The organism is Thermomonas fusca DSM 15424, from assembly GCF_000423885.1.
Taxonomy (GTDB): domain Bacteria; phylum Pseudomonadota; class Gammaproteobacteria; order Xanthomonadales; family Xanthomonadaceae; genus Thermomonas; species Thermomonas fusca.
The window spans coordinates 99,003-125,448 of the sequence record NZ_AUIV01000002.1 but is presented as its reverse complement, the minus strand read 5'-3'; the positions used below and the strand labels follow the sequence as shown (position 1 = coordinate 125,448).

Sequence of the window (26,446 nt, the reverse complement as noted above, 5' to 3'; positions counted from 1 at the left end):
GTGAGCGGCGCGAAAGGGGACGCGCTGGAGTGGGCGCTGGCGCTGCTGAGGGCGCCGGGCGAGCGGCATGTGTTGCGGCAGCGCCCGCTGCCGGAGGGCATGGAGTTGCTCTTGGGGGTTGCCGCCGCGGCGCCGCCCGAGGTGCTGGCCGAACAGGCGCGGCGGTTCGGTGAAAGCGAAACGCAGATGCTGGAAGCCGCGCGATTCTATGCGCGCGAAGTGCTGTTCCATCCCCAGGCGGATGCCTACCGGATGTTGGGCGTGGAGGCTCGCGCCAGCGTCGAAGAGATCAAGGCCCATCACCGACTGCTGCAAATGTGGCTGCATCCGGATCGCCAGCAAAGCGAAGATGACACGGTGTTCGCCGCGCGAGTCAACAGCGCCTGGAACCGCCTGCGCAGCCCGGAGCGGCGGCAGGCCTACGATGCGGCGCTGCGGGCGGAGCGGCCTCCAGAAATTTTCGACAGCAGCGGCGCCCTCCGGGTCGTCCGCACCTGGGTGCCGGCGCCAGAGCCGGTTGCGCCGCCTTCGCCATGGCTTCGCCGCTGGCCTGCGCTGGCGCTGCTGGGGCTGTGCGGCGTGCTGGCCCTGCTGGCGTTGCGCGACATGAACCGGGCCGACCCCGACTGGGAGGCGTCGCGGCAAATCGAGAGTTCCGCCGGCAACGCCGATGCCGACAGGCTTGTGCCGCTGATTCCTCCCGCTGAACCAGGTTCCGATCCGGCGGAACAGGTCGAGCCGCGCTTGCCTCTTGGTGCCAGCCCGGTCTTGGGGACGGCGGCGGCCGCATTGCAGGAGGCCCCGTTTGATCCGCTGCGCCCGCAAACGGAAGACCCGATGTCCGGCTTTGACGCTGACCGTCGCGCCGGCGTGGAGCCATTCCGATCCGAGGCCGGCGTTGGACTGCAGGATCCGGCTGCCGCCAACGCCGTGATGGCTGCAGCTCCGGCGGAGGCTGCGACCGCGGTCGAGCGCCTCCAGGTTGCTGCCATTGCGTCTTCGGCCGTCGCCAAGAACCGGTCGATGCCCGCTGCGACCCCGGCTTCGCCATCCGCCCTGCCGGCGCTGCAGCCGGAGTTCAGCCGGGTGCAGTCTGCCAGGAAAACCGGTGAACAGCTCCTGCACTATCTGAGGATCCCACGCACGGACATCCCGCCGATCTGGAGCAGTCCGGCCGTCGAAGCGGACACGCAGCGCCTGCGGCAACGCCTGCATGCCGACGGTCGCGCGCGCTTCGCTGAGGCGCACTGGCGGATCGGCAGCAGCGAAGCGGTGCTCGAATCCGCGGTGGCCGGGGCGAGCGGCCCCAACGAACTGCTGATCGCCCAATTGCGTTGGCGCGATGGCTACTGGCTGGTGACCGGGGTGGAAATGGAGTCGATTCGATGAAGCAGTCGCTGCGCTATCTGGTGTCGGCCGCGGTGGCGATGGCGGCGCTGTTCGCCGGCTGGCGCGTGGTGGGGCAGATGCAGGCGGAACGTCATGCATCCAGCGATCCGGCGCAGGCTTTGCGTTGGCGCCCAGCAGATCCCACTGCGCTGCTGGCATTGGCCGAGCGGCAGCTGGCTGAAGGTGATGCCGCAGCCGCGCGGGCGACTGCGACGCGCCTGCTGGGGCACGAGCCGCTGCAGGGGCAGGCGTTCCGGGTCCTGGCCGCTGCCAGCGAACGCGATGGTGATGAGGCCCGCACTCTGCAGCTTTACCGTATCGCCGCGCGCCGCGCGCCGCGCGATCAGGCGCCCCGCGCGTGGCTGGCCAGATATTTCCTGCGGCGGGGCGACTACCCGCAGGCGCTGGTGCAGATCGACGCACTCCTGCGGGTGGCACCGCGGCGGGCCGACAAGATCCATCCGGCGCTGGTGCAGCTGGCGCAGGATCCGAAGTTCGCGCAGGCGTTGGCGCAATCGCTGCGTGACGATCCGCCTTGGCGCGCGGGTGTGCTGGCCGCGCTTCGCCACCCGAAGACGGGCAATCCGCTTGCCGCTGGCCAGGTGATGCAGGCCTTGCAGGACAAGGGCGGCCTGTCTGCGGATGAGTATTCCCGCTGGCTGGACAGCTTGATTGCGCAGGGCCGGTGGGGCGAGGCCTATGCGCGCTGGGCCGGCACCGCAGTAAAGCCGAACGGCCGCTTGCCGCTGCTCTACAACGGTGACTTCGCCCAGGAGCCATCCGAGGCCGGGTTCGACTGGCGTCGCCGTCGCGTGCCTGGCGTGCTCATGGAGTTCGAGCCCGGGAAAGAGGTCGGCAGCCGGATTGTCCACCTGCAGTTCCTTGGTCGACGCGTGCCGAATGCTGGGCTGGAGCAGGCGTTGATGCTCGCACCCGGGCGTTATCGGTTGCTCTTGCGTGCTCGTGCCCGAGCGTTGCGGAGCGAGATGGGGCTGCAATGGCGCGTTGCCTGTGCCGGGCCGGCGCGCGTGGTGGGACGGAGTGAGGTGCTCCAAGGGAGTTTTGACTGGATGGATGTCGACATGGAATTCACGGTGCCTCCCGCAGGATGCCCCGGACAGTGGCTTCGTCTGGAAAATCCCGTGCCTAGTGGGGCAGGGCAGCAGGTTGCCGGTGACCTGTGGCTGACCGGTTTCCGGTTGAAGCAGAAACCTGAATAAGTGTCATAGTTCCTATTGCAAAGATCCGGAGTTTCCGATACCCTCGAGACGGAGGGATCTTCCCCCGCCCCCATAGCCACAAGGATGAAGCCATGACCAAGATCGCCGCCGCACTGCTCGCTGCCGCCGCTGCATTCGCCACCCCGGCGTTTGCCCAAGAACCCGTCAGCGCCACGCTGCAGGTCGACAGTGGTTCGATCATGACCAGCGCCGGTGGCGAATACGCCTCGGCAAACAGCGGCCAGGTGCTGGCTGCCGGTCAAAAGGTCATGGTCAACGCCGGTTCCAGCGGCTTCCTTGCATATGGCAACGGCTGCAAGATCAAGCTCGACCAGCCGGGTGTCTACACCGTTCCGAGCGAGTGCAACGCGATCCCCGGCAAGACCGGCGGCAGCTCGGCCATGAATGCCGGCATCATCGCGATTTCCGCTCTGGTCGCGGCTGGCGTGATCGAAAACGAAGACAAGACCCCGAACGGTCCGCTCAGCACCGGCATCCGTCACTTCTGATGCCGGCGCCTCGTGCGCTTTATGCTTGACAGAACAGGGCAGGTCGAAAGACCTGCCCTGTTTCGTTTTTTCTCCGCCACCGGAATCCATTCGACGATGCCAGAGTCCGTCCGTCGCCTGTTGCTGCCCGCTACCATCATCCTGTTGACCGCCTGCTGGCTGGGCGGCGGCGTGACTGCCGACAACACTGCCATCGACGAATGGCTGCAGCTGCTGGCGTTGCCGGTGCTGCTGCTCGCAGTCGCCGCACTGGCTGAAGACGGCGCGTCACCGCAGGTGGGCTGGGGCATCGCGGTGGCGGGCCTGATCCTGCTGTTGCCGATCCTGCAGCTGCTTCCGATCGGGGGCGGAACGGCTGCTCCGGCACGGCAGATGCTGCAGGCCGACCTGGCCAGTGCCGGCGTGCAAGCGACGCCGCACTGGAGCTTGGCGCCGTTCGCCACCGAACAGGGCCTGTGGGCGTTGTTGCCGGCGCTGGCGGCTTTCCTCGCCGCGGCGGCGCTGACCGGCTCGCAGCGACGCCGACTGCTGCAGGCGGTACTGGTGCTGCTGGCGATCAACGTGATATTCGCGTTCTTCCAGGCCGGGTTGCCGCGCGACAGCGCCCTGCGGCTTTATCAGGATTTCGATGCCGGCTTCGGCGGCCTGCTGGCCAATACCAACCACCAGGCGACCGCCTGCATCATCGGCATGGTGCTGGCGGTGGGTCTGGCTGCGGAAGCCCGCCTGCGGGCGCGTAGCGGGCAGACCCACCCGCACCGGCGCTGGTGGTACCTGGGGCTGGCGGGGTTCTTCCTGCTGATGGTGCCGCTGTCCACTTCGCGTGCCGGCATGGCGATCGCACTGCCGGCGCTGGCGATCGCGTTGCTGCTGACCGGTGCGCTGCGACTGCGCGAAATCGGTCGCAGCCGTCGTTCCACCATACTGGCGATGGCAGTGGTGGTGCTGGCCGTGGTCGGCGGGCACGCGGCGATGGGATGGATGGCCGTCGATCAGGCGGAGGAGCTGCGCCATGTCATGGCCGCCGCCACGCTCAGGGCAGGCCAGGCGCAGGCGCCGCTTGGCGCCGGCATCGGCGCGTTCGTGCCGGTATTCGCGCAGGCGGCGCCGCCGCAGCTGCAGCTGGCCAACTACGTCAACCACGCGCACAACGAATATGCGCAGTGGTGGCTGGCCACCGGCTGGGCGGGGATGACGGTGCTGGCGCTGGTATTGGCGCTGCTGGCGGTTTGCGGCTGGCGTCTGGTCCGCAGCGAAGGTCGTAGCGCCGCGCTGGCGGCCGGCTGTTTCGCTGCCATCTGCGCGGTGCTGGCGCATTCCTGGGCCGACTATCCCCTGCGTACGCTCGCGCTGATGTCGACAACCGGCGCGCTGGCTGGCCTGATGCTGGCCTGCCTCGCCGATGCACGCCCGCGCACTTTCCGCCGCGACCGCGTTGCCGGAATCGGCAACGATTGACGCGTCACGTGCCGCCATGCGGCCGGTTCGGCTGACTATTCGGGCAGGCGCAGTCCCGCCAGCTTCCACGACAGTCCATCGCGGTGGAATTCGAATACCACCGGCTTGCCTTCCGCGTTGGCGACAGTCGCGGTGAACAGCGAAATCGATTCGAAGCGGGTGTCCGCGCCCTGCAGCGGATCCGCGGCGCGTGCCTTGCCGTCCGCTTCGGCCTTGCCGGTCAGCTCCCGCACCAGCGCGCTGCCGGTGAGCAGGGTGGCGATGCCCTGTGGCGATACCATCGCGTCGACCGCTGGTTTCGCCACCATCGCGGTGAGTTCGCCGACCGCCTTGCCGGTCTGGCCCGAGCCGACGTGGCTGATGATGCCGCGGGCGATGCGTTCCTGCACCTGCGGGCGCAGGTCCTCACGCAGGCGGTCGAAGTCGACGAAACGCCACAGCTCGTCGTACCGGTTGCTGGCGACGAGGTTGCGGATGCCGTTGACGGCCAGATAGGGGCCCGCCGCCGCATACGCGAACAGGGCCAGCAGCAGGCCGATGGCGATGGCCAGGATCCACTTCAGCTTCTTCGACACGGCGCGGCTCCGGAAGTCCTGTCTCAGTGTAGCGGTCAGCCGCCCAGCCCGGCGGCGAGCTGGTCACCCCAGGCCGAGAGCTGGTCGAGCAGGGCCAACCGGTCGGGGATCCCGGCGTGCGCCTCGCGCAGCCGGGCGATGTCCTCGCGGTATTGCGCCAGCGTCAGTTCCGACAGCCCGGCGTCGGTCAGCAGCCGGCGGTGGCGATAGGCGTCCCAGTCGGCGCGCTCCGCTGGCAGCAGGGTTTCCGGCCAGTTGCGTGCGCGGTAGCGGAACAGCAGTTCGGGCAGGCGCGGGTCGCGGAAGGCGAAGCTGGCGCGCCCGAGCAGCTGCGGCGGCGTTCCGCGCAGCTGGGCGAACAGCCGCTTGTCGCCATCGCCGAGGAAGCCGTCGTACAGCGCGGCATCCGGGTCGACCGGCGTGGCAGGCCGTTCGCGCGCGAACACGCGGCGGATTTTTTCCGCCAGCGCCGGCCCCGCTGCGCGCAGGCGTTCCGCGCGCGCTTCAGCCACAGCGACATCGACGCCGAGCCGGGCGAAGTCGTCCGGGCGCAGGTGGTCCCAGCGGACCAGCGCCGGACACTTGTTGGTATGCACTTCCTTCAGCGGAATGCGCAGCTCGCCTTCGGGCAGATCCTCCTGGCGGACGTACAGGCGCGCGGCGATGGCGTCGGCTTCCAGCGCCAGCAGCGGTTCCGGATCGGCGTCGAGATCGAACACCACCACCCGCGAATCGATCTGCGGATGCCGTGCCAGAGGCAGCACCGGAGCGGCGCACAGGCGTGCGGCGGGGTAGCGCTGCGAGACATGCAGCAGCGGCGTCATCGCCACCGTGTCCAGCAGCGAGGCGGCGAAGCGCTTGTCGCGCAGGCGCAGCGCGTAGTCCCACAATCGTGGCTGGGCCTGCTTGAAACGGCGAGCCACTCCGATCAGCGCGCGCACGTCGCTCAGGGCTTCGTGCGCCATGCCTTCGCGCAGGCCGTTGTCCTCGGCCAGGTGCTCGAGGCGGAAGCTGGTGCCCTTGCCGTCCTCGCGCTGGCGCCAGGTGATGCCGTCCGGCCGTAGCGCGTGCATGAGCCGAAGCGCGTCGAGCAGGTCCCAGCGCGAATTGCCGCTGCGCCATTCGCGTTCGTAGGGATCAAAGAAATTGCGGTACAGGCCGTAGCGGACGAATTCGTCGTCGAAGCGCAGCGAGTTGTAGCCCACGCTGCAGGTGCCGGGCTGGCCCATTTCATCGGCGATGCGGGCAAACGCGGCGGCTTCGTTGACGCCAACGCGCAGCAGGGCCTGCGGCGTCAGCCCGGTGACCATGCTGGCGCCGGGCGAGGGCAGCAGGTCGTCGGCAGGCCGCACCAGCACGTCAACCGGCGCATCGATCTCGTTCAGTTCAAGGTCGGTGCGGATCGCGGCGAACTGCGCGATGCGGCTGCGGCGCGGGTCGGTGCCGAAGGTTTCGAGGTCGTAGAAGAGGAAGCTGGCGGTCATGTTTCCTGCTCGTCATGCCCGCGCAGATGGGCATACAGCGTCGTGGTGGAGTGCGGAAGAGCTGGCTCCCCGCGTGCGCCGGAGCCTGCCGCCGGACGCTCGCTCCGCCGCTCGAATGTGGCTGCGCAAGCGCCCGGCGGTCTCGCCGTCGCGGCCGATTCCTTCCTAGAGCGGTTCAAGGTTCGCCACGACCGCCGCGTCCACCGCCGCCCAGTCCACGTCGTCCAATGAAACGAGGCCGCGTGTTGCGTCGACCAGGATTCCGCGCTGCACCTCGCTGCGGTGCAGGGCGGTGGCGTAGGGAATGCGCATGAAGGTGACCATCGCGTAGTGCGGCACGAAGCGGCCGGGATGCCTTTCCTGCAGCGCCAGTTCGAGCTGACGCTGGAGCAGGAACTCGGCATCGTCCACCTTGTCGCGCATCTCGATGTAGTTTTCCAGCGCCATCTTCTGGATCGCCTCGGCATTTGGCTTGCGTTCGGCCTCGAACGCAGCGAATGCATCGCCCAGCGCCGGCGCGCGTTCCAGGTGTTCGGCCAGCGCCACGCAGTCCTCGAACGCGCAGTTCATGCCCTGGCCGTGGAAGGGCACCATCGCGTGCGCGGCATCGCCCAGCAGCACCGCGTGGCTACCCATGTGCCAATGGTCGAGGTAGAGCGTGGCGAGGCTGCCGACCGGGTTGGCGTCGTAGTCGTGGCGCAGCGCGGGGATCAGCGGCAGGGTGTCCGGGAATTGCGCCTGGAAGAGCGCCATCGCATCGTCGCCGTTTTGCACCTGCTCGAAGCTGGGATAGCTGCCCGCATGCGGCATGAACAGCGTCACCGTGAAGGTGCGCTCGTCGTTGGGCAGGGCGATGCACATGTAGTGGCCGCGCGGCCAGATATGCAGCGCGTTGGGCTCGATGCGGAAGCCGCCGTCGGCGGCCGGCGGGATTTCCAGTTCCTTGTAACCGTGGTCCAGCCATTCGGTGCGCTCGCCCAGCGGCTGCACCTTCGCCATTTCCGCGCGCAGGGTGGAGCCGGCGCCGTCCGCGCCGACCAGCGCCTGGAACGGCCGCTTCACCTGCTGCTCGTGGTGGCGGAAGGTGGCGATGCGGTCGATGAAGTCCACCCGCTCCAGTGCGTGGTCGAAGTGCACGCGCGCGCCGTGGGATTCGGCGATGGTCAGCAGTACGATGTTCAGCTCGCCGCGGTTGATCGACCAGATCACTTCCGAATCGTCGCGGCCGTAGCGCTGCAGGCCGGGCTCGCCCTGCAGCGGATGCACGTAGCGGCCACGCATCATCACCGCCTGCTGTAGGACCGCGTCGTCGGCGCCGGCCTGACGCAGTGCGTGCAGCCCGCGTTCGGCCAGCGCGAGGTTGATCGAGCGGCCGCCGGCATAGCCGTCCACGCGCGGGTCGCCGCGCCGCTCGAACACGTCCACCGACCAGCCGCGCCGGGCCAGAAGGATGGCGAGCAGGGCGCCGGCCAGGCCGCCGCCGATGATGGTGATCTCGCGCTCAGCGCCCATCGCGCCACTCCTTCACGGTGCGGGCGAAGCGCAGCACGTCGGCGAAACTGTTGTACAGCGGCACCGGCGAGATGCGGATCACGTCCGGCTCGCGCCAGTCGCCGAGCACGCCGCGTGCGGCGAGGACGTCGAATAGTTCGCGGCCGCGCTCACGGCCGCCGATGACGCGGATGGAGAGCTGGCAACCGCGTTGCGCGGGGTCGCGCGGCGTCGCCACCTGCAGCACGTCGCGCAGGTCGGCGTCGATCAGCTGCTCGAGGTAGCCGGTGAGCCGTTCCGACTTCGCCCGCAGCGCCGGCAGCGTGGCGCGATCGAACTGCTCCAGCGAGGCGCGCAGGGGAGCCAGCCCGAGGATCGGTGGGTTGGACAGCTGCCAGCCGTCGGCGCCGGGCGTGGGCGAGAACTGCGGGCCCATCCTGAAGCGCACCGACGCATCGTTGCCCCACCAGCCGGCGAAGCGCGGGCGGTCGGTGCGTGCATGGCGTTCATGGACGAAGCAGCCGGCCACCGCGCCGGGGCCTGCGTTCATGTATTTGTAGTGGCACCAGACCGCGAAGTCGGCGCCGGCGTCGTGCAGCTGCAGCGGCAGGTTACCGACGCCGTGGGCGAGGTCGAAGCCCACAACCGCGCCGGCCGCATGCCCCAGCCGCGCGATTTCCTTCAGGTCGAACGCCTGCCCGGTGCGGTACTGCACGCCGGGCCAGACGATGGTGGCCAGCCGCGGGCCATGCTTGGCGATGGCGCGCTCGATGGCGGCCATCGAGAAGGTGCCGTCGGCGTTGTCCGGCTGGACTTCGATCAGCGCCTCGGCCGGATCGAAGCCATGGAAACGCAGCTGCGATTCCAGCGCGTAGCGGTCGGAGGGGAACGCCCCGGCCTCCATCAGCAGCACCGGGCGCTCGGGGGTCGGGCGGTAGAAGCTGACCAGCATGAAATGCAGGTTGGCGGTCAGCGAGTTCATCGCCACCACTTCCGACGGCTGCGCGCCGACCACGCGGGCCAGCGGATCGCGCACCAGTTCGTGGTAGGGCATCCACTGCGCGCTGCCGGTGAAGTGGCCTTCCACCGCCTCGCGCGCCCATTTGTCCAGCACTTCCTCGACGTGCGCGCGGGCGCCCTTCGGCTGCAGGCCCAGCGAGTTGCCGACGAAGTAGGCCTGCGGCGCGCCGTCGTGCAGCGGCAGGTGGAACTCGTCGCGGAAGTGGCGCAGCGGGTCGGCTGCATCGAGCGCGGACGCGTGGTGGTCGGTGTAAAGCTCGGTCATGCAAACCTCGATGCGGACAGGCCCAGCCATTCCAGCGCGGTGCCGTGGTAAAGCCGTGCGCGCTGCGCGTCGTCCAAGCCCAGCCGTTCGATGCCTTCGCCCGGCACCTGCTCGCCCAGCGGGAACGGATAATCGGTGCCCAGCATCACCCGGTCGCTGCCGCAGGCTTCGAGCAGGTAGCGCAGCGCGGCGTCGTCGGCCACCCAGGAATCGAAGTACAGCCGCTTCAGGTACTCGCGCGGATTGCGGAAATTGTCGGTGGCGACGAGGTCAGGGCGCATGTTGAACCCGTGCTCGATCCGGCCGATGGTGTAGGGGAAGCTGCCGCCGCCGTGGGCCAGCGCGATGCGCAGCTTCGGCAGCCGCTCCAGCACGCCGCCGAAGACCAGGCAGCAGGCGGCACGCGACTGCTCCGCCGGCATGCCGACCAGCCAGGGCAGCCAGTACTTCGGCATCGACTCGGCGCCCATCATGTCCCAGGGGTGCACGAGGATGGCCGCCCCCAGTTCGCTGGCCGCCTCGAAGAATTCGAACAACTCCGGCGCGTCCAGGTTCATGGCTTCGACATGGCTGCCGATCTGCACGCCCTGCAGGCCCAGTTCGTCCATGCAGCGCTCCAGCTCACGCACGGCGAGCTGCGGCGATTGCAGCGGTACCGTGCCGATGCCGGCGTAATGGCGCGGGAAGTCGCGGCAGGTCTGCGCCATGTGGTCGTTGAGCGACTTGTGCAGCTCCAGCGCCTGGTGCGCCCTGGCCCAATAGCTGAACATCACCGGCACCGTGGACAGCACCTGCACCTGCACGCCGAAGCCGGCGTAGTCGTCGATGCGGATCTGCGGGTCCCAGGTCTTCGGCCAGATCTCGCGGAAGAACTTGCCGTCCTTGTAGATCCGATGCCGGCCGTCATCGCCATGGTGGATCACCGGGAAGCGGGCGTCGCCGAATTTCGCGGCCAGGTCGGGCCAGTCGCGCGGCAGGTAGTGGGCGTGGGTGTCGATCTTGAGCATGGCCCGATTCTAGGGCCAATGCATGGGCTGGTTGAGCTCAGTGACCGTCCAGCAGCTTCTTCGCAGCGGCGCGGGCTTCCTTGCTGACATCCGCACCGCCCACCATGCGGGCGATCTCGTCCACGCGCCCGGTGGTATCCAGCGCGGCCACCGAGGACTGGGTGATGCCGTCCTGCGCGGCCTTGCTGACGCGGTACTGCGCGTGGCCGGCGGCGGCGACCTGCGGCTGGTGGGTCACGCACAGCACCTGCTTCGATGCCCCCAGCGCGCGCAGCTTGGCGCCGACCGCGGCGGCCACCGCACCGCCGATGCCGGCATCCACTTCGTCGAACACCAGCGTCGCGGCCGCGTCCTGTCCCTGCGTGGCCACTTCGATGGCCAGCGAAACACGCGAGAGTTCGCCGCCGGAGGCGACCTTGCGCAATGGACGGGGCGGCTGGCCGGGATTGGCCGAGACCAGGAATTCGGCCCGCTCGCTGCCGTTGGCATCGGGGTTGTCGCTGGCACTGGCCTCCAGCGCTACTTCAAAGCGGCCGCCCTGCATGCCCAACTCGCCGATCAGCGCAGTGATGGCAGCCCCCAGCGTGTCACCCGCCTTGCGGCGGGAGGCGGCGAGGGCAGCGGCGGCTGCGCGCCAGTCCGCCAGCGCCGCGGCGATGTCGCGGTCGAGGCGCTGCAGGCGCGCATCGGCATCGGCCAGTGACTCCAGCTCCGTGGCCAGCGCGTCGCGGTGCGCGGCGAGCTTGTCCGGGGTGAGGCGATGCTTGCGTGCCAGATCCTGCACGCGGACGAGCTGGCGCTCGATTTCGGCCAACGCGTCGGGATCCAGGTCGAGGTCGTCGCGGATGCGCTGCATCAGCGTCAATGCTTCGTTGAGCTGGATCGCGGCGGAGTCGAGCATCGCATCGACTTCCGACAGGCGCGGCTCGTGCGCGGTTTCGCGCTGCAGGCCGTTGCGCAGCTGCTGCAGGCGGCCGGTCAGCGCGTCGTCGCCACCCAGCGCGTCCAGCGCGGCGTCACAGGCGGCGATCAGCGAGGCGGCGTGGGCTTGGCGGCGATGGCTGGCGTCGAGTTCGGCCAGTACCGCGGGTTCCAGCGGCTGCGCCTGCAGTTCCTCCAGCTGGTGCCGAAGCCAGCCCTGACGCTCGGCAACGTCGCCGCGGGCGAGCAGGGCGTCGCGTTCCTGCTGCAATGCCTTCCAGCGCCGCGCCGATTCGCCGGTGGCGGCCAGCAGGTCCGGATGACGGGCGAAATCGTCCAGCAGGCGGGTCTGCTGCGGCCGCACCAGCAGCGCCTGCTGGGCGTGCTGGCCGTGGATTTCCACCAGCAGCGCGGCCAGCTCGGCCAGCTGGGCGATGGTGACGCTGCGGCCGTTGATCCACGCCTTGGAGCCGCCGTCGGCGCGCAGTGTGCGGCGCAGCTGGCAGGCGCCGTCGTCGTCCAGTTCGGCGTCTTGAAGCCAGGCGAGGGCGGCGGCGCAGTCGTCCAGCGCGAACTCGGCCGACAGCTCGGCGCGCTGCGCGCCGTGGCGAACCGCACCGGCATCGCCGCGGGCGCCGGACAGGAAGCCCAGCGCATCCACCAGCAGCGACTTGCCGGTGCCGGTTTCACCGGACACGACGGTCAGGCCCGTGCCGAAGTCCAGCTCGGCATGGGCCACGACGGCGAAATCACGGATCGAAAGACGGGTCAGCATGGCTGCGCATTGTGCCTGCGCACGTCGACGGCCGGTAGCGGTTGCATGTGCGCCGGCCTGCGCTTACAACCTGTGCATGGAACGCCGCCGGCCCGACATCGCCCTTGACCCGCGCGCGCGCCAGCTGCTGCGCACGCTGGTATCCCGGCATATCCGCGATGGCGAGCCGGTTGGTTCGCAGACGCTGGCGAAGCATTCGGGGTTGGACGTCAGCCCGGCCACCATCCGCAACATCCTGGCCTCGCTGGAAGATGCCGGCCTGCTGGCGGCGCCGCACAGTTCGGCCGGGCGGGTCCCCACGGCCCAGGGCTATCGCCTGTTCGTGGATGCGCTGCTGCAGGTCAAGCCGCTGGCGGCGGCGGACATCGACCGCCTGCGCAACGGGCTGCCCGCCGGCGCCGGCACGCAGGCACTGCTGGGCAGCACCTCCGAGCTGCTGGCGGCGATGACCCACTTCGCCGGCATGGTCAGCGTGCCCAGCCGCGAGAGCTTCGCCTTTCGCCAGATCGATTTCGTGATGCTGGACCCGCAGCGGGTGCTGGCGATCCTGGTGTTCGCCGATGGCGAGGTGCAGAACCGGGTGGTGCAGGTGCGCCGGGCGTTCTCGCCGTCGGAACTGGAGCAGGCGGCGAACTACCTGAACGCCCATTTTGCCGGGCAGTCGCTGACCGTGATCCGCGCCGCGCTGTTGCGCGATTTGCGCGATGCGCGCAGCGAGATGGAGCGGCTGCTGGCCAGTTCGCTGGCGCTGGCCGGGCAGGCGTTCGCGCCGGCGCGCGAGGACGACATGCTGGTGGCCGGGCAGACCCGCCTGCTGGGACTGCAGGAACTGGGTGACCTGGACCGGCTGCGGGCGCTGTTCGAGGCCTTCGCCGAAAAGCGCGAGCTGCTGCAGCTGCTGGAACGCACCGCGAAAGCGCCGGGCATGCGTGTGTTCATCGGCGAGGAAACCGGGCTGGCGCCGCTGGAAGGCATGTCTCTGGTGAGTGCGCCCTATGGCCGCGACGGCCAGGTGCTGGGGGTGCTGGGCGTCATCGGTCCCAGCCGGATGGCCTACGAGCGCGTCATCCCGGTGGTGGAGGCCACCGCGGCGGCGTTGGGGGCGGCGCTGGACCCCGCCCCCTGAACGCCGTGTCTTGAATCGCGGGGGCCGCGGCCCCATAGCCGGAGTCGGAAGCGGCATCCCGTCGCAGATCGATTCGTGGACATGAGCAACGACCCGACGCAGGAAGTGAACGAAGGCGCCGACGAGATGGCGCAACACGACGAGCTGGAGGCGCTGCGCGCCGAAGTGGAGCAACTTCGGGCGCAATCGCTGCTGGAACGCGCCGACCTGGAGAACCAGCGCAAGCGGCTGGCCCGGGACATCGACAGCGCCCGCAAGTTCGCCAACGAGCGCCTGCTGTCAGACCTGCTGCCGGTGTTCGACAGCCTGGACGCGGGCCTGGCTGCAGCCGGCGCGGACGCCGGCGCGCTGCGCCAGGGCCTGGAGCTGACTTACAAGCAGCTCCTCAAGGTCGCGGGCGAGAACGGCATGGAAGTGCTGGACCCCGATGGGCAGGCCTTCAACCCCGAACACCACCAGGCGATCAGCCAGGGCGAATCCGCGGGCGTGGCCCCGGGCCACGTCATCACCGTGTTCCAGAAGGGTTACCTGCTCAACGGGCGGCTGCTGCGCCCGGCGCTGGTGATCGTGGCCAAGCACGACTGAAACGGCGTGGGTTCGCCCCGCTGCGCGGCTCTTGAAGGCCGGCGCGGCATCCCCAGATAGCAATCATCGGCGCACGCCGCCACCAGACATCGGATTCAAGAGGAAATCGTCATGGGCAAGATCATCGGCATCGACCTGGGCACCACCAATTCCTGCGTCGCCATCATGGAAGGCGGCAAGGCCCGCGTCATCGAAAACAGCGAGGGCGATCGCACCACCCCCTCCATCGTCGCCTGGACCAAGGACGGCGAAGTGCTGGTGGGCGCCTCGGCCAAGCGCCAGGCCGTCACCAACCCGAAGAACACCTTCTACGCGGTGAAGCGCCTGATCGGCCGCAAGTTCACCGACGCCGAGGTGCAGAAGGACATCGGCCTGGTGTCGTACTCGATCATCCAGCACGACAACGGCGATGCCTGGGTGTCGCTGGTGGACGGCAAGAAGCTGGCCCCGCAGGAAGTCTCCGCCAAGGTGCTGGAGAAGATGAAGAAGACCGCCGAAGCCTTCCTGGGCGAAACGGTCACCGAGGCGGTCATCACCGTGCCGGCCTACTTCAACGACAGCCAGCGCCAGGCCACCAAGGACGCCGGCCGCATCGCCGGCCTCGACGTCAAGCGCATCATCAACGAGCCGACCGCGGCCGCGCTGGCCTACGGCCTCGACAAGGGCGACGCCAAGGACCGCAAGATCGCCGTGTACGACCTCGGCGGCGGCACCTTCGACGTGTCGATCATCGAGATCGCCAACGTCGACGGCGAGAAGCAGTTCGAGGTGCTGGCCACCAACGGCGACACCTTCCTGGGCGGCGAGGACTTCGACAACCGCGTGATCGACTATCTGGTGGAAGAGTTCCAGAAGTCCGACGGCGTCGACCTCCGCAAGGACCCGTTGGCCCTGCAGCGCCTCAAGGACGCCGCCGAGCGCGCCAAGATCGAGCTGTCGTCCAACCAGCAGACCGACGTCAACCTGCCGTACGTGACCGCCGATGCGTCGGGCCCGAAGCACCTGAACATCAAGCTGACCCGGGCCAAGCTCGAAGCGCTGGTCGATGACCTGGTCAAGCGCACCATCGAGCCTTGCCGCGTGGCACTGAACGACGCCGGCCTGCGCGCCTCCGACATCACCGAGGTGATCCTGGTCGGCGGCCAGACCCGCATGCCGAAGGTGCAGGCGGCGGTGGCCGAGTTCTTCGGCAAGGAGCCGCGCAAGGACGTCAACCCGGACGAAGCGGTGGCCATCGGCGCGGCGGTGCAGGGCGGCGTGCTGGCCGGCGACGTCAAGGACGTGCTGCTGCTCGATGTCACTCCGCTGTCGCTGGGCATCGAAACCCTGGGCGGCGTGTTCACCAAGATCATCGAGAAGAACACCACCATCCCGACCAAGGCTTCGCAGGTGTTCAGCACCGCCGAGGACAACCAGTCGGCCGTGACCGTGCACGTGCTGCAGGGCGAGCGCGAGCAGGCCCGCTACAACAAGTCGCTGGCCAAGTTCGACCTCACCGGCATCGACGCGGCGCCGCGCGGCATGCCGCAGGTGGAAGTGAGCTTCGACATCGACGCCAACGGCATCGTCCACGTCACCGCCAAGGACAAGAAGACCGGCAAGGAACAGAAGGTCGAGATCAAGGCCGGTTCGGGCCTGTCGGACGACGAGATCCAGCGGATGGTGCAGGACGCCGAAGCCAACCGCGACGAGGACAGGAAGTTCCACGAGCTGGTCACCGCGCGCAACCAGGCCGACGCCCTGATCCATGCTACCCGCAGCACCATCAAGGACAATGGCGACAAGCTGCCGGGCGATGCGATCGGCCGCGCCGAGGGTGCCATCGCCGAGCTGGAAACGGCGATGAAGGGCGACGACAAGGGCCAGATCGAAGCCAAGGCCAAGGCGCTGGAGGAAGCCAGCCAGGCGCTGTTCGCAGCCGCAGCGGCGGCCGGCCAGCCACAGGGCGACGCCGGTGATGCCGGCAAGCCGGCCGACGACGTGGTGGACGCCGAGTTCACCGAGGTCAAGGACGACGACAAGAAGGCCTGATCGCCAGGCAGGCAATGCGACGGGCAGGCCGGTGGTCTGCCCGTCGCCGTGAAGGGAACAGGTTCAGCCCGATGAGCAAGCGCGATTACTACGAAGTCCTGGGCGTGGCCCGCAACGCCAGCGAGGAGGACCTGAAGAAGGCCTACCGCCGCTGCGCGATGAAGCACCACCCGGACCGCAACCCCGGCGACAAGGATGCCGAGGCCGCCTTCAAGGAGTGCAAGGAAGCCTACGAAGTGCTGAGCGACGGCGGCAAGCGCCGCATGTACGACCAGCACGGCCATGCCGCGTTCGAACACGGCATGGGCGGCGGCAACGCCGGCCCCGGTTTCGGCGGCTTCGGTGGCGCCGATATGGGCGACATCTTCGGCGACATCTTCGGCAACATCTTCGGGGGCGGCGCGCGCCAGCAGGGTCCGCGCCGCGGCGCCGACGTCGGCTACGTGATGGAGCTCGACCTGGAGGAGGCGGTGGCCGGGGTCGAGAAGACCATCCACATCCCCTCCATGGCCAACTGCGAGCCGTGCAAGGGCAGCGGCTCGGAAGACGGCAAGGTCGAAACCTGCGGCACCTGTCAAGGCCGCGGCCAGGTCCGCATGCAGCGCGGCCCGTTCATGATGCAGGCGCCGTGCCCGCACTGCGACGGCGCCGGCAAGACCATCGCCAATCCCTGCAAGCACTGCAACGGCAATGGCCGGATCGAACAGGAAAAAAACCTGTCGGTGAAGATCCCGGCCGGCGTCGACAGTGGCGACCGCATCCGCCTGGCCGGCGAGGGCGAAGCCGGCCCCGCGGGGACGCCGCCGGGCGACCTGTACGTGGAAGTGCGGGTGCGCCCGCACGAGATCTTCGAACGCGACGGCGACGACCTGCACTGCGAAGTGCCCATCCGCATCTCGCAGGCGGCGCTGGGCGATACCGTGCGCGTGCCCACGCTGGGTGGCGAACTGGAGCTGCGCATTCCCGCCGAAACCCAGAGTGGCAAGGTGTTCCGCCTGCGCGACCGCGGGGTGAAATCCGTCCGCAGCCGCCAGCCGGGCGACCTGTATTGCCGGGTCGCGGTGGAAACGCCGGTCAACCTCACGCCCGAGCAGCGCCAACTGCTGGAGCAGTTCGAAGCTACCTTCGTGGGCGATGGCGCGCGCCGTCATTCGCCGAAGTCGAGCACCTTCCTCGACAGCGTCAAGGGATTCTGGGACCGCATGGTGTCCTGAGCCCGGCGCAGGCCGGACCGCGACACGGGATTCGCCGCAGCCCGGCTGCGGTGATGGTGTCGCCGGCAACCAACGCCCTGCGCCGGCAGGCGCTTGCGTAGAATCCGGGCTCCCTCGCGGAGCCCGTTCCTTGTCCGAACCCACGCAGCGTCCACGCATCGGCATCGTCGGCAGCGCAGGCGCCTACGGGCGTTGGCTGCGCGCGTTCTTCGAAACCCGGATGGGCCTGGAAGTGATCGGCAACGATCCCGCCGATCCGGCCGCCACTGGTGAAGATGCCCTGCTGGAACAGGCCGACGTGCTGCTGTTCTCGGCGCCGATCCGGCGCACGCCGGAACTTATCGAACGTTACGCGCGGTTGTCCGCCGGCCGCGAGGCGGGCCGGCTGTGGTTGGACGTCACCTCGGTCAAGGCCGCGCCGGTCGCGGCGATGCTGCGCTCGCAGGCCGAGGTGGCCGGGCTGCACCCGATGACCGCGCCGCCCAAATCGCCGACCCTCAAGGGCCGGGTGCTGGTCGTCTGCGAAGCGCGGCTGTCTTCGTGGCGGCCGTGGCTGGAATCGCTGCTGGCGGCGCTGGAAGCCGAGTGCGTGCGCGCCACGCCCGAGCGCCACGACCGCGCGATGGCGCTGGTGCAGGCGATGGTGCATGCCTCGCACCTGGCCCAGGCCGGCGTGCTGCGCGAACAGGCCGGCCTGGTCGGCCCGCTGGCCGCACTGATGCCGCTACGCTCGGCTTCGTTCGAAATGGACGCCGCCGTTGCCGCGCGCATCCTGTCGCTGAACCCGGCGATCTACGAGGACATCCAGTTCGGCAATCCGCACGCCCCGGAGGCGCTGCGCGCGCTGGCGGCGCAGCTGGCGCGGATGGCGACGCTGGTCGGGCAGGGTGACGATGTCGCCCGCACCGGGTTTCGCGCCGAGTTTCTGGATGCCAACCGCGACGCCTGGGGCGAGCAGGCGCTGGCGCTGGGCAACTACACCTACGAACGCATCGGCTACCTGCTGGCCGACCTGTCCGACACGCACACCCTCGGCGTCCACCTGCCCGAGGACCGGCCCGGTTCGCTGCGCGGCCTGCTGCACGTGTTCGAACGGCACGGGGTCAACATCGCCTCGCTGCATTCCTCGCGCACCCAAGCCGGCGAGCTGCACTTCCGGCTCGGCTTCAGCGCCGGCACCCCGGCCGGGCAGCTGGCGGATGCGGTGGCCGAGCTGGCGCAGACCGGGATCGGCCGGGTCCTGCCGGACTGAACGTCGAAACGCTGCATGGTTCCATGACGACCGTCACTCATCACGTTCCTGAATCGGCGTAATGTTGCGGTTGGGTCACTCCCGGCAGGGCAAGCCATGACGTTCCGTTCCCCCGCGGAATCCCCAACTCCGACGCTTTCGCGTGCCAACGGCCCGTTGCTCGACGCGCTGCAGAAGCACGTGCTCGACCGCGCCGTGCCGGCGCTCGACCGCGCCTTGGCCGATCTCGACGACTACCTGTTCGACCGCAGCCAGTCGGGCGAGGAGTCTCTGGGCCTGATGGCGCTGCGCGACATGCGCCGCGCGCGCAGCGACCTGTCCCAGGGTTTCCGGGGTGTTGTCCACGACCGCTTCCGCGCCCTGCACGGCAACCATGTCGCCGCGGGCGAAGGCGAGGACGGCGGCAGCCTCAGCCTCGTCGCCGAAGAAGACCTGGAAGAGCAGCTGGCGATCGAGCAGCTTTCGGCGTCGGTGCTGCGCACCCACGCATCGGCTTTCGATGCCGTGCGCAAGCGTTTCCTCGTCGTGGTCGGGTTGACCGAGCTGCGGCCGCAGGAGAATCCGCTGGATCCGGTGTTCCTGGCCGGCGCGCTGGGCAAGGCCATGGGCCAGCTGGACATCAGCGCCGAGCTGCGGATCGTGGTGTTCAAGTTCTTCGAGCGCGAGCTGACCGGCGCCCTCGGCGAGATCTACGACCGCTGCAATACCGTGATGGCAACCGCGGGCATCCTGCCCGAACTGCACGTCAATCGCGCCCCCACGCGCCTGCAGAAGCCGGTTTCGCCGGGTCACGCCGACCCGCGTGACAGCGAGGTCGCGCAGCGGCAAGGCGCACCCGATGAGGGCGCCGCGGCGCAGATCAGCCCCGCCGACCAGGCTGCCTTTGCCAACATGCTCGGCATGCTGCAGGGCTGGCGCTCGGCGACCGGACTGGCCGCCCCCGGTGGACAGCAGGGCATGGGGCCGGCGCTGCCCACCAACGATCTGCTGTCGATCCTGTCGCTGATGCAACATGACGGCAGTGCACACTTCACTCCCGCCGGCGAGGCCGAACAATCCCTGGCCGGTCAGCTGCGCCAGCAGATGACGCAGAGCGCGCGCAAGCTGGGCGTGCGCGGCGACAACATCAATCTGGACGGGCTGGACGGCGATGCCGTCGATCTGGTCGCGCTGCTGTTCGACGTGCTGCTGGACGGCCCGCAGTACGATACCCAGATCCGCCAGAAGATCGGCCGCATGCTGGTGCCGTACGTGAAGGTGGCGGTGAAGGACCGGCGGATGTTCATGTTCAAGGAGCATCCCGCACGCAAGCTGCTGAACACCGTGGCCGAGGCCTGCGAAGGCAATCGCGGCGAGGCCCCGCAGGAGCGCGAGCTGCTGACCCGCGTCGACCACACCATCGACCGGCTGGTGGCTGAATTCAACGAAGATGTGGCGATTTTCGAAACGCTGGAGCAGGAGTTGCGCGGGTACATGGCGCAGCACCGCAAGCGCTTCGAACTGGCCGAAAAGCGCACTGCCGAAGCGCAGCGCGGGCGCGAACGCCTGGAGCACGCGCGCAAGGTGGTGGCTGAAGACCTGGACCGGCTGCGTGGCGAACGGCTGCTGCCGCCGGTCATCGGCGAGTTCCTGGCCCGCCACGCCAACCATCACCTCACCCAGGTGGCGTTGCGTGATGGTCGCGGCGCGCCCCGCTACGAGGATGGGTTGCACGCGGTGGGGCAGCTGCTGATCGCGTTCGATCACGCGGCGGCCGGCGTTGCATCTGATTCGGCGGCGTTGCAGCCGGACGATGGCCTGCGCGCCATCCTTGCCAGTGCCGGCTGCACCGGCGAAGCCGCCCAGGCGGCCGTGGCTGCGCTGCGCGATTCGCTGTCGCGGCTGCTGGCCGGGCAGGCGGCGCTGGAAGACGACGCGCGCATGCCGCTGCAGGTGGCGGTGGCCGAGGCGGCGTCCGAACAGGAGCCGCAGCTGGAAGTCGTGGTCGGCAGCGCCGGCCTGGATTATGACGCAGCCATGCTCGAGCGCATCCGCAGCCTGCAGATCGGCGACTGGATCCAGCTCGCCGCTGCCGACGGTCATTTCGCTCCGGCCAAGGTGTCGTGGATCAGCCCGATCTCGGCGCGGCTGCTGCTGGTGAACCGCCGCGGCATCCGCGTGCTGGTCGCATCGGTGGAAGAACTGGCGGTCATGGCCAAGCTCGACCGGGTGATCGTGCGCGATGGCGAAACCGCCTTCGAGGATGCCATGCACCAGGTCGTCGGCCGCCTGCAGAGCGTTTCCGGCCGGGCCTGATCGGCACGCGGCGGCGCCACGATTGCTTCCGGCTTGCCGCTGGCATCCGCGCCGGCTAGCCTGCGCGGATGACGACGACGCCGGTTCGACTGTTGATCCACGGGGCCACGGGCAGGATGGGGCAGGCGCTGTTGCGCCTGTGCCGCGAGCGGGATTCCGGCTGCGAGGTCGTGGCGGCGGTCGCGCGCCGGGTCGATGCGCGGGTGATCGACGGCGTACCGCAATTCGCCGCGGCGGAGCTGGCCGGCGTGCCGGCGTTCGATGTCGCGATCGATTTCAGCCTGCCGGAAGGCTTCGACGGGATCCTCTCGCTGTGCGTTGCCCGCGGCGCGGCGCTGGTGTCCGGCACCACCGGCCTGTCCAACGCGCAGAAGGCGCAGCTGGATGCCGCGTCGGCCACCATTCCGCTGGCGTGGGCCAGCAATTTCAGCCTCGGCGTGGCGGTGCTGCACGAACTGGTGGCGCGCGCCGCCACGCTGCTGCCGGGCTGGGACTGCGACATCGTCGAGGCCCACCACACCCGCAAGCTGGACGCCCCTTCGGGCACCGCGCTGACGCTGGGTGCGGCGTCGCAGGCGGGTGGCGCCCAGCCGCATTACGCCTCGATCCGCGCCGGCGACATCGTCGGCGAACACCTGGTGCAATTCGCTGCCGCCGGTGAGCGCATCGAGCTGGTGCATCGGGCCAGCAACCGCGACATTTTTGCCCGCGGTGCGCTGCATGTCGCGACGCGCCTGCGTGGGCGCACCCCGGGAAGCTATCGGGTGGCGGAACTGCTGTAGCAGGCGGCCTGCGCCGGTGCTGCGCGCACCGCGATTTCCTGCATCGGGGCTGACGCGGCCGGCACGGCGATGCTGGCGTCCGTCGGGCTGCATCGGTACAATTCTCGCTCGCCTAACCCCCTCAGCTCCGAACCGGCAGCCCCGCTTCGGCGCTTTCTTGCAACCTGACGCAAGGCGATGCACTTGAATAATCCCGCCATTCTCGCGCTTGAAGACGGAACAGTCTTCGAGGGCATTTCCGTGGGCGCCCCCGGCCTGTCCGTGGGCGAAGCCGTGTTCAACACCGCGATGACCGGCTACCAGGAGATCCTCACCGATCCTTCGTACGCGCGGCAGCTGGTCATGCTGACGTATCCGCATATCGGCAACACCGGCTGCACCGACCAGGACGACGAGGCCGCCCAGGCCTGGGCGGCCGGGTTGATCGTGCGCGACGTGCCGCGCCGGCCCAGCAACTGGCGCAGCCAGGTGGCGCTGCCGGAATGGCTGCAGGCCCGCGGCATCCGCGCGATCGCCGGCATCGACACCCGCAGGCTGACCCGCATCCTGCGCGAGCGCGGTGCGCAGAACGCGGCGCTGCTGGCGGCGGCCAGCCACGACGAGGCGCTGGACGTCGAACATGCCATCGAGGCGGCGCGCAAGTTCCCCGGCCTGAAGGACATGGACCTGGCCAAGGTGGTCAGCACGGCCGAACCCTATCGCTGGAGCGAAGGCCAGCTGGACCTCGACAGCAATACGTTCGTGAGCGCCGAGCCGAAGTTCAAGGTCGTCGCCTACGACTTCGGCGCCAAGCGCAACATCCTGCGCATGCTGGCCGAGCGCGGCTGCGACGTGCACATGGTGCCGGCGCAGACGCCTGCATCCGAGGTGCTGGCGATGCAGCCGGACGGGGTGTTCCTGTCCAACGGCCCCGGCGATCCCGCGCCCTGCGACTACGCGATCGCCGCGATCCGCGAATTCCTCAAGGCGAAGATCCCGCTGTACGGCATCTGCCTCGGCCACCAGCTGCTGGGCCTGGCGGTCGGCGCTCGCACCATGAAGATGCCGCACGGCCACCACGGCGCCAACCACCCGGTGCAGGACCTCGACAGCGGCCGGGTGCTGATCACTTCGCAGAACCACGGCTTCTGCATCGACGAGGCCAGCCTGCCGGCGAACGCGCGGGTCACCCACCGCTCACTGTTCGACGGCACCAACCAGGGCATCGAGTTGACTGATGCACCAGCCTTCAGTTTCCAGGGACACCCGGAAGCCAGCCCCGGCCCGCAGGACGTGTCGCCGCTGTTCGATCGTTTCGTTGCGTCGATGGAGAAGCACAGCAATGCCTAAGCGCACCGACCTCAAGACCATCCTCATCATCGGCGCCGGTCCGATCGTCATCGGCCAGGCCTGCGAGTTCGACTACTCCGGTGCGCAGGCGTGCAAGGCGCTGCGCGAGGAGGGCTACCGGGTGGTGCTGGTGAACAGCAACCCGGCCACGATCATGACCGACCCGGACATGGCCGATGCGGTCTACATCGAGCCGATCAACTGGCAGACGGTCGAGAAGATCATCGCCAAGGAAAAGCCCGACGCGATCCTGCCCACCATGGGCGGGCAGACCGCGCTGAACTGCGCGCTGGACCTGGCCGACAACGGCGTGCTGGAGAAGTACGACGTCGAGCTGATCGGCGCCAAGCGCGACGCCATCCGCATGGCCGAGGACCGCGAGCTGTTCAAGCAGGCGATGACCGAGATCGGGCTGGACAGCCCGCGCTCGGAAGTGGCCAAGACCTACGAACAGGCGGTGGAGATCCAGGCCAGCGTCGGTTTTCCCACCATCATCAGGCCTTCGTTCACGCTGGGCGGGACCGGCGGCGGCATCGCCTACAACCGCGAAGAGTTCGAGGACATCGTCAAGCGCGGCCTCGAGCTGTCGCCGACCAGCGAAGTGTTGGTGGAAGAATCGGTGCTGGGCTGGAAGGAATTCGAGATGGAGGTGGTCCGCGACACCGCGGACAACTGCATCATCGTGTGCAGCATCGAGAACTTCGATGCGATGGGCGTGCATACCGGCGACAGCATCACCGTCGCGCCGGCGCAGACCCTGACCGACAAGGAGTACCAGCGCCTGCGCGATGCCTCCATCGCGGTGCTGCGCAAGATCGGCGTCGATACCGGCGGCAGCAACGTGCAGTTCGGCATCAATGCGAAGGACGGCCGCGTGGTCGTCATCGAGATGAACCCGCGCGTGTCGCGTTCGTCGGCGCTGGCGTCGAAGGCGACCGGTTTCCCGATCGCCAAGGTCGCGGCCAAGCTGGCGGTCGGTTACACCCTGGACGAGCTGAAGAACGAAATTACCGGCGGGCTTACGCCGGCCAGCTTCGAGCCGTCGATCGACTACGTGGTCACCAAGATCCCGCGCTTCGCGTTCGAGAAGTTCCCGGCTGCCGACGCGCGCCTGACCACCCAGATGAAGTCGGTGGGCGAGGTGATGGCGATCGGCCGCAGCTTCCAGGAGTCGCTGCAGAAGGCGCTGCGCGGGCTGGAGACCGGCAAGATCGGGCTCGACCCGACCGGCCTGGACCTGGCCAGCGAAGACGGCCTGCTGGCGCTGCGCCGCGAGATGAAGGAGCCCGGCCCCGAGCGCATCTTCCACATCGCCGATGCCTTCCGCGCCGGCATGAGCGTGGAGGACGTGCACGCGCTGTCGTTCGTCGATCCGTGGTTCCTCGACCAGATCGAGGAGCTGATCGACGCCGAGATGGACGTGATCCATCGCGGCCTCGATGGCCTGGATGCCAAGCGCCTGCGGGCGCTCAAGCGCATGGGCTTTTCCGATGCCCGCGTCGCCCAGTTGGCCGGCACCAACGAAACCGCGGTGCGCGCGCTGCGCAAGGCGTTCGGCGTGCGCCCGGTGTACAAGCGCGTGGACAGCTGCGCCGGCGAATTCGCCACCGGCACCGCCTACCTGTACTCGACCTACGAGGACGAGTGCGAGGCCGCGCCCAGCGACCGCAAGAAGATCATGGTGCTGGGCGGCGGCCCCAACCGCATCGGCCAGGGCATCGAGTTCGACTATTGCTGCGTGCACGCGGCGCTCGCCCTGCGCGAGGACGGGTACGAGACCATCATGGTCAACTGCAACCCGGAAACCGTTTCCACCGACTACGACACCTCCGACCGCCTGTACTTCGAGCCGCTGACGCTGGAAGACGTGCTGGAGATCGTGGAGCTGGAGAAGCCCTGGGGCGTGATCGTGCAGTACGGCGGGCAGACCCCGCTGAAACTGGCGAAGGCGCTGGAGGCCAACGGCGTGCCGATCATCGGCACCTCGCCGGACTCCATCGACCTGGCCGAGGACCGCGAGCGCTTCCAGAAGCTGGTCGAGGACCTCGGCCTGAAGCAGCCGCCGAACCGCACCGTGCGCAGCGCCGAGGAGGCGCTGGTGCAGGCGCGGGAGATCGGCTACCCGCTGGTGGTTCGCCCCAGCTATGTGCTGGGTGGCCGCGCCATGGAAGTGGTGCATGCCGATGCCGACCTCGCCCGTTACATGCGCGAGGCGGTGAAGGTCAGCCACGATTCGCCGGTGCTGCTGGATCGTTTTCTCGACAACGCGGTGGAAGTGGACATCGACGTGATCGCCGACCGCGACGGCAACGTGCTGGTGGGCGGCGTGATGGAGCACATCGAGGAGGCCGGCGTGCATTCCGGCGACTCGTCCTGCTCGCTGCCGCCGTACTCGCTGTCGGCGCGCACGCAGGAGCGCCTGCGCGAGCAGGTGGTGGCGCTGGCCAAGGCGCTGCACGTGATCGGGCTGATGAACACCCAATTCGCGGTGCAGGTCGGCGTGGCAGAAGGTGACGAAGCCGACACCATCTTCCTGCTGGAAGTGAATCCGCGCGCCAGCCGCACCGTGCCGTTCGTGTCCAAGGCGATCGGCCGCCCGCTGGCCAAGATCTCCGCGCGCTGCATGGCCGGGATGACGCTGGCCGAGCAGGGCGCGACCGAAGAGATCGTGCCGTCGTACTACTCGGTCAAGGAAGCGGTGTTCCCGTTCGCCAAGTTTCAGAACGTCGATCCGATCCTCGGCCCGGAAATGCGCTCCACCGGCGAGGTGATGGGCGTGGGCCGCAGCTTCGAGGCGGCGTTCGCGCGCGCCGAGGAAGCAGCCAACATCCGTGCGCCGCAGCCGGGCAAGGCCTTCATCTCGGTGCGCGACCCGGACAAGGCGCGCGTGCTGGACGTGGCCCGCATCATGCTGGAACGCGGCTTCAATCTGGTCGCCACCAGCGGCACCGCCGACCACCTGAACGCGCACGGCGTCGCATGCGAGCGCGTCAACAAGGTGGCGGAAGGCCGTCCGCACATCGTTGACCTGATCAAGAACGGCGAGATCAGCTACATCGTCAACACCACCGAAGGGCGGCAGGCCATCGCCGACTCATTCTCGATCCGCCGCGAGGCGCTGCAGGCGCGCGTCACCTATTCCACCACGGTGGCCGGTGCGCGGGCGCTGCTGCACTCGCTGGACCACCGCGGCAAGGGCGACGTGCTCTCGCTGCAGGAACTGCACAAGGAGCTGGCATGAGCCGTGCACCCATCACCGCCAAGGGCGCGCAGCGCCTGCGCGCGGAACTGGAAGAACTGAAGTCGGTCAAGCGTCCTGCCGTGATCGAGGCGATCGCCGAGGCGCGCGCCCACGGCGATCTCAAGGAGAACGCCGAATACCACGCCGCGCGCGAGCAGCAGGGCTTCATCGAAGGCCGCATCAAGCACCTGGAAGCGGAGCTGTCGCACGCCCAGGTCATCGACGTGTCCCAGCTCGCCGCCGGCGACAAGGTGGTGTTCGGCGCCACCGTGGTGCTGGTGGATTGCGATACCGACGAGGAGAAGACCTACCAGATCGTCGGCGACCTCGAGGCCGACATCAAGCAGGGCCTGATCGCGATTTCCTCGCCGGTGGCGCGCGCCATGATCGGCAAGAACGAAGGGGACGCCATCACCATCGAGGCGCCGGGCGGTACCCGCGAGTACGAGATCATTTCGGTCGCGTACAAGGGCTGAA

The 26,446-nt window shown here is 68.8% G+C and carries 20 protein-coding genes; 14 read left to right on the top strand and 6 right to left on the bottom strand.

Annotation, left to right across the window (positions count from 1 at the left end; all coding sequences use genetic code 11):
• The 4 genes from G582_RS17040 to G582_RS17035 all read left to right on the top strand — a co-directional run bounded on the left by G582_RS17040 (position 1) and on the right by G582_RS17035 (position 4,576).
• Positions 1-1,389 (top strand): J domain-containing protein, encoded by a 1,389-nt coding sequence (locus tag G582_RS17040; protein WP_028838333.1) that lies wholly within the window; start codon positions 1-3, stop codon positions 1,387-1,389.
• Entirely contained in the window at positions 1,386-2,609 is a 1,224-nt protein-coding gene (locus G582_RS0101535) for a tetratricopeptide repeat protein (protein ID WP_028838332.1), read from the top strand. Before G582_RS17040 ends, G582_RS0101535 begins: the two co-directional genes overlap by 4 nt.
• Positions 2,610-2,701: 92 nt before the next feature.
• Positions 2,702-3,118, top strand: a complete 417-nt coding sequence (locus G582_RS0101530; RefSeq protein ID WP_028838331.1) for a hypothetical protein — start codon at positions 2,702-2,704, stop codon at positions 3,116-3,118.
• A gap of 96 nt (positions 3,119-3,214) precedes the next feature.
• Positions 3,215-4,576, top strand: coding sequence for an O-antigen ligase family protein (locus G582_RS17035; protein WP_169380533.1), 1,362 nt, complete (start codon positions 3,215-3,217; stop codon positions 4,574-4,576).
• 35 nt (positions 4,577-4,611) lie between these two features.
• On the opposite strand, the gene G582_RS0101515 is transcribed toward G582_RS17035, so the two are convergent.
• The 6 genes from G582_RS0101515 to recN form a co-directional block, all read right to left on the bottom strand.
• Positions 4,612-5,151 (bottom strand): DUF2939 domain-containing protein, encoded by a 540-nt coding sequence (locus tag G582_RS0101515; RefSeq protein WP_028838329.1) that lies wholly within the window; start codon positions 5,149-5,151, stop codon positions 4,612-4,614.
• A gap of 35 nt (positions 5,152-5,186) precedes the next feature.
• Positions 5,187-6,635 carry an exodeoxyribonuclease I gene (sbcB, locus tag G582_RS0101510; protein WP_028838328.1) on the bottom strand — a complete coding sequence of 483 codons (1,449 nt, stop codon included), beginning with the start codon at positions 6,633-6,635 and terminating at the stop codon, positions 5,187-5,189.
• Positions 6,636-6,800: 165 nt separating this feature from the next.
• Positions 6,801-8,147 (bottom strand): FAD-dependent oxidoreductase, encoded by a 1,347-nt coding sequence (locus G582_RS0101505; RefSeq protein ID WP_028838327.1) that lies wholly within the window; start codon positions 8,145-8,147, stop codon positions 6,801-6,803.
• Positions 8,137-9,411, bottom strand: a complete 1,275-nt coding sequence (gene kynU / locus G582_RS0101500) for a kynureninase (RefSeq protein WP_028838326.1) — start codon at positions 9,409-9,411, stop codon at positions 8,137-8,139. The genes G582_RS0101505 and kynU overlap by 11 nt, the downstream gene beginning before the upstream one ends.
• Positions 9,408-10,418 (bottom strand): amidohydrolase family protein, encoded by a 1,011-nt coding sequence (locus G582_RS0101495; protein ID WP_028838325.1) that lies wholly within the window; start codon positions 10,416-10,418, stop codon positions 9,408-9,410. The genes kynU and G582_RS0101495 overlap by 4 nt, the downstream gene beginning before the upstream one ends.
• A gap of 37 nt (positions 10,419-10,455) precedes the next feature.
• Entirely contained in the window at positions 10,456-12,114 is a 1,659-nt protein-coding gene (recN, locus tag G582_RS0101490) for a DNA repair protein RecN (RefSeq protein ID WP_028838324.1), read from the bottom strand.
• Positions 12,115-12,190: 76 nt separating this feature from the next.
• Here recN and hrcA point away from each other — a divergent pair, with 76 nt between their 5' ends.
• From hrcA to greA, 10 genes are all read left to right on the top strand, one after another.
• Positions 12,191-13,240, top strand: a complete 1,050-nt coding sequence (gene hrcA, locus G582_RS0101485; RefSeq protein ID WP_028838323.1) for a heat-inducible transcriptional repressor HrcA — start codon at positions 12,191-12,193, stop codon at positions 13,238-13,240.
• 81 nt (positions 13,241-13,321) lie between these two features.
• Positions 13,322-13,825: a nucleotide exchange factor GrpE gene (gene grpE, locus G582_RS0101480; RefSeq protein ID WP_028838322.1), complete on the top strand. Its 504-nt coding sequence runs from the start codon at positions 13,322-13,324 to the stop codon at positions 13,823-13,825.
• A gap of 111 nt (positions 13,826-13,936) precedes the next feature.
• Complete coding sequence (gene dnaK, locus G582_RS0101475; RefSeq protein WP_028838321.1) at positions 13,937-15,856, top strand: molecular chaperone DnaK; 1,920 nt, start codon at positions 13,937-13,939, stop codon at positions 15,854-15,856.
• 71 nt (positions 15,857-15,927) lie between these two features.
• The gene (dnaJ, locus tag G582_RS0101470) at positions 15,928-17,070 is read left to right on the top strand and encodes a molecular chaperone DnaJ (RefSeq protein ID WP_028838320.1); all 1,143 of its coding nucleotides are present in this window, start codon (positions 15,928-15,930) and stop codon (positions 17,068-17,070) included.
• 130 nt (positions 17,071-17,200) lie between these two features.
• Positions 17,201-18,322, top strand: coding sequence for a prephenate dehydrogenase (locus G582_RS0101465; RefSeq protein ID WP_028838319.1), 1,122 nt, complete (start codon positions 17,201-17,203; stop codon positions 18,320-18,322).
• A gap of 96 nt (positions 18,323-18,418) precedes the next feature.
• Positions 18,419-20,617 (top strand): DUF1631 family protein, encoded by a 2,199-nt coding sequence (locus G582_RS17030; RefSeq protein ID WP_083960889.1) that lies wholly within the window; start codon positions 18,419-18,421, stop codon positions 20,615-20,617.
• 68 nt (positions 20,618-20,685) lie between these two features.
• Complete coding sequence (locus tag G582_RS0101455) at positions 20,686-21,399, top strand: 4-hydroxy-tetrahydrodipicolinate reductase (protein ID WP_028838317.1); 714 nt, start codon at positions 20,686-20,688, stop codon at positions 21,397-21,399.
• A gap of 183 nt (positions 21,400-21,582) precedes the next feature.
• The gene (gene carA / locus G582_RS0101450; protein WP_156880184.1) at positions 21,583-22,728 is read left to right on the top strand and encodes a glutamine-hydrolyzing carbamoyl-phosphate synthase small subunit; all 1,146 of its coding nucleotides are present in this window, start codon (positions 21,583-21,585) and stop codon (positions 22,726-22,728) included.
• Positions 22,721-25,969: a carbamoyl-phosphate synthase large subunit gene (carB, locus tag G582_RS0101445; protein ID WP_028838315.1), complete on the top strand. Its 3,249-nt coding sequence runs from the start codon at positions 22,721-22,723 to the stop codon at positions 25,967-25,969. The genes carA and carB overlap by 8 nt, the downstream gene beginning before the upstream one ends.
• Positions 25,970-25,980: 11 nt before the next feature.
• Positions 25,981-26,445 carry a transcription elongation factor GreA gene (gene greA, locus G582_RS0101440; protein WP_028838314.1) on the top strand — a complete coding sequence of 155 codons (465 nt, stop codon included), beginning with the start codon at positions 25,981-25,983 and terminating at the stop codon, positions 26,443-26,445.
• Position 26,446: the final 1 nt, after the last annotated feature.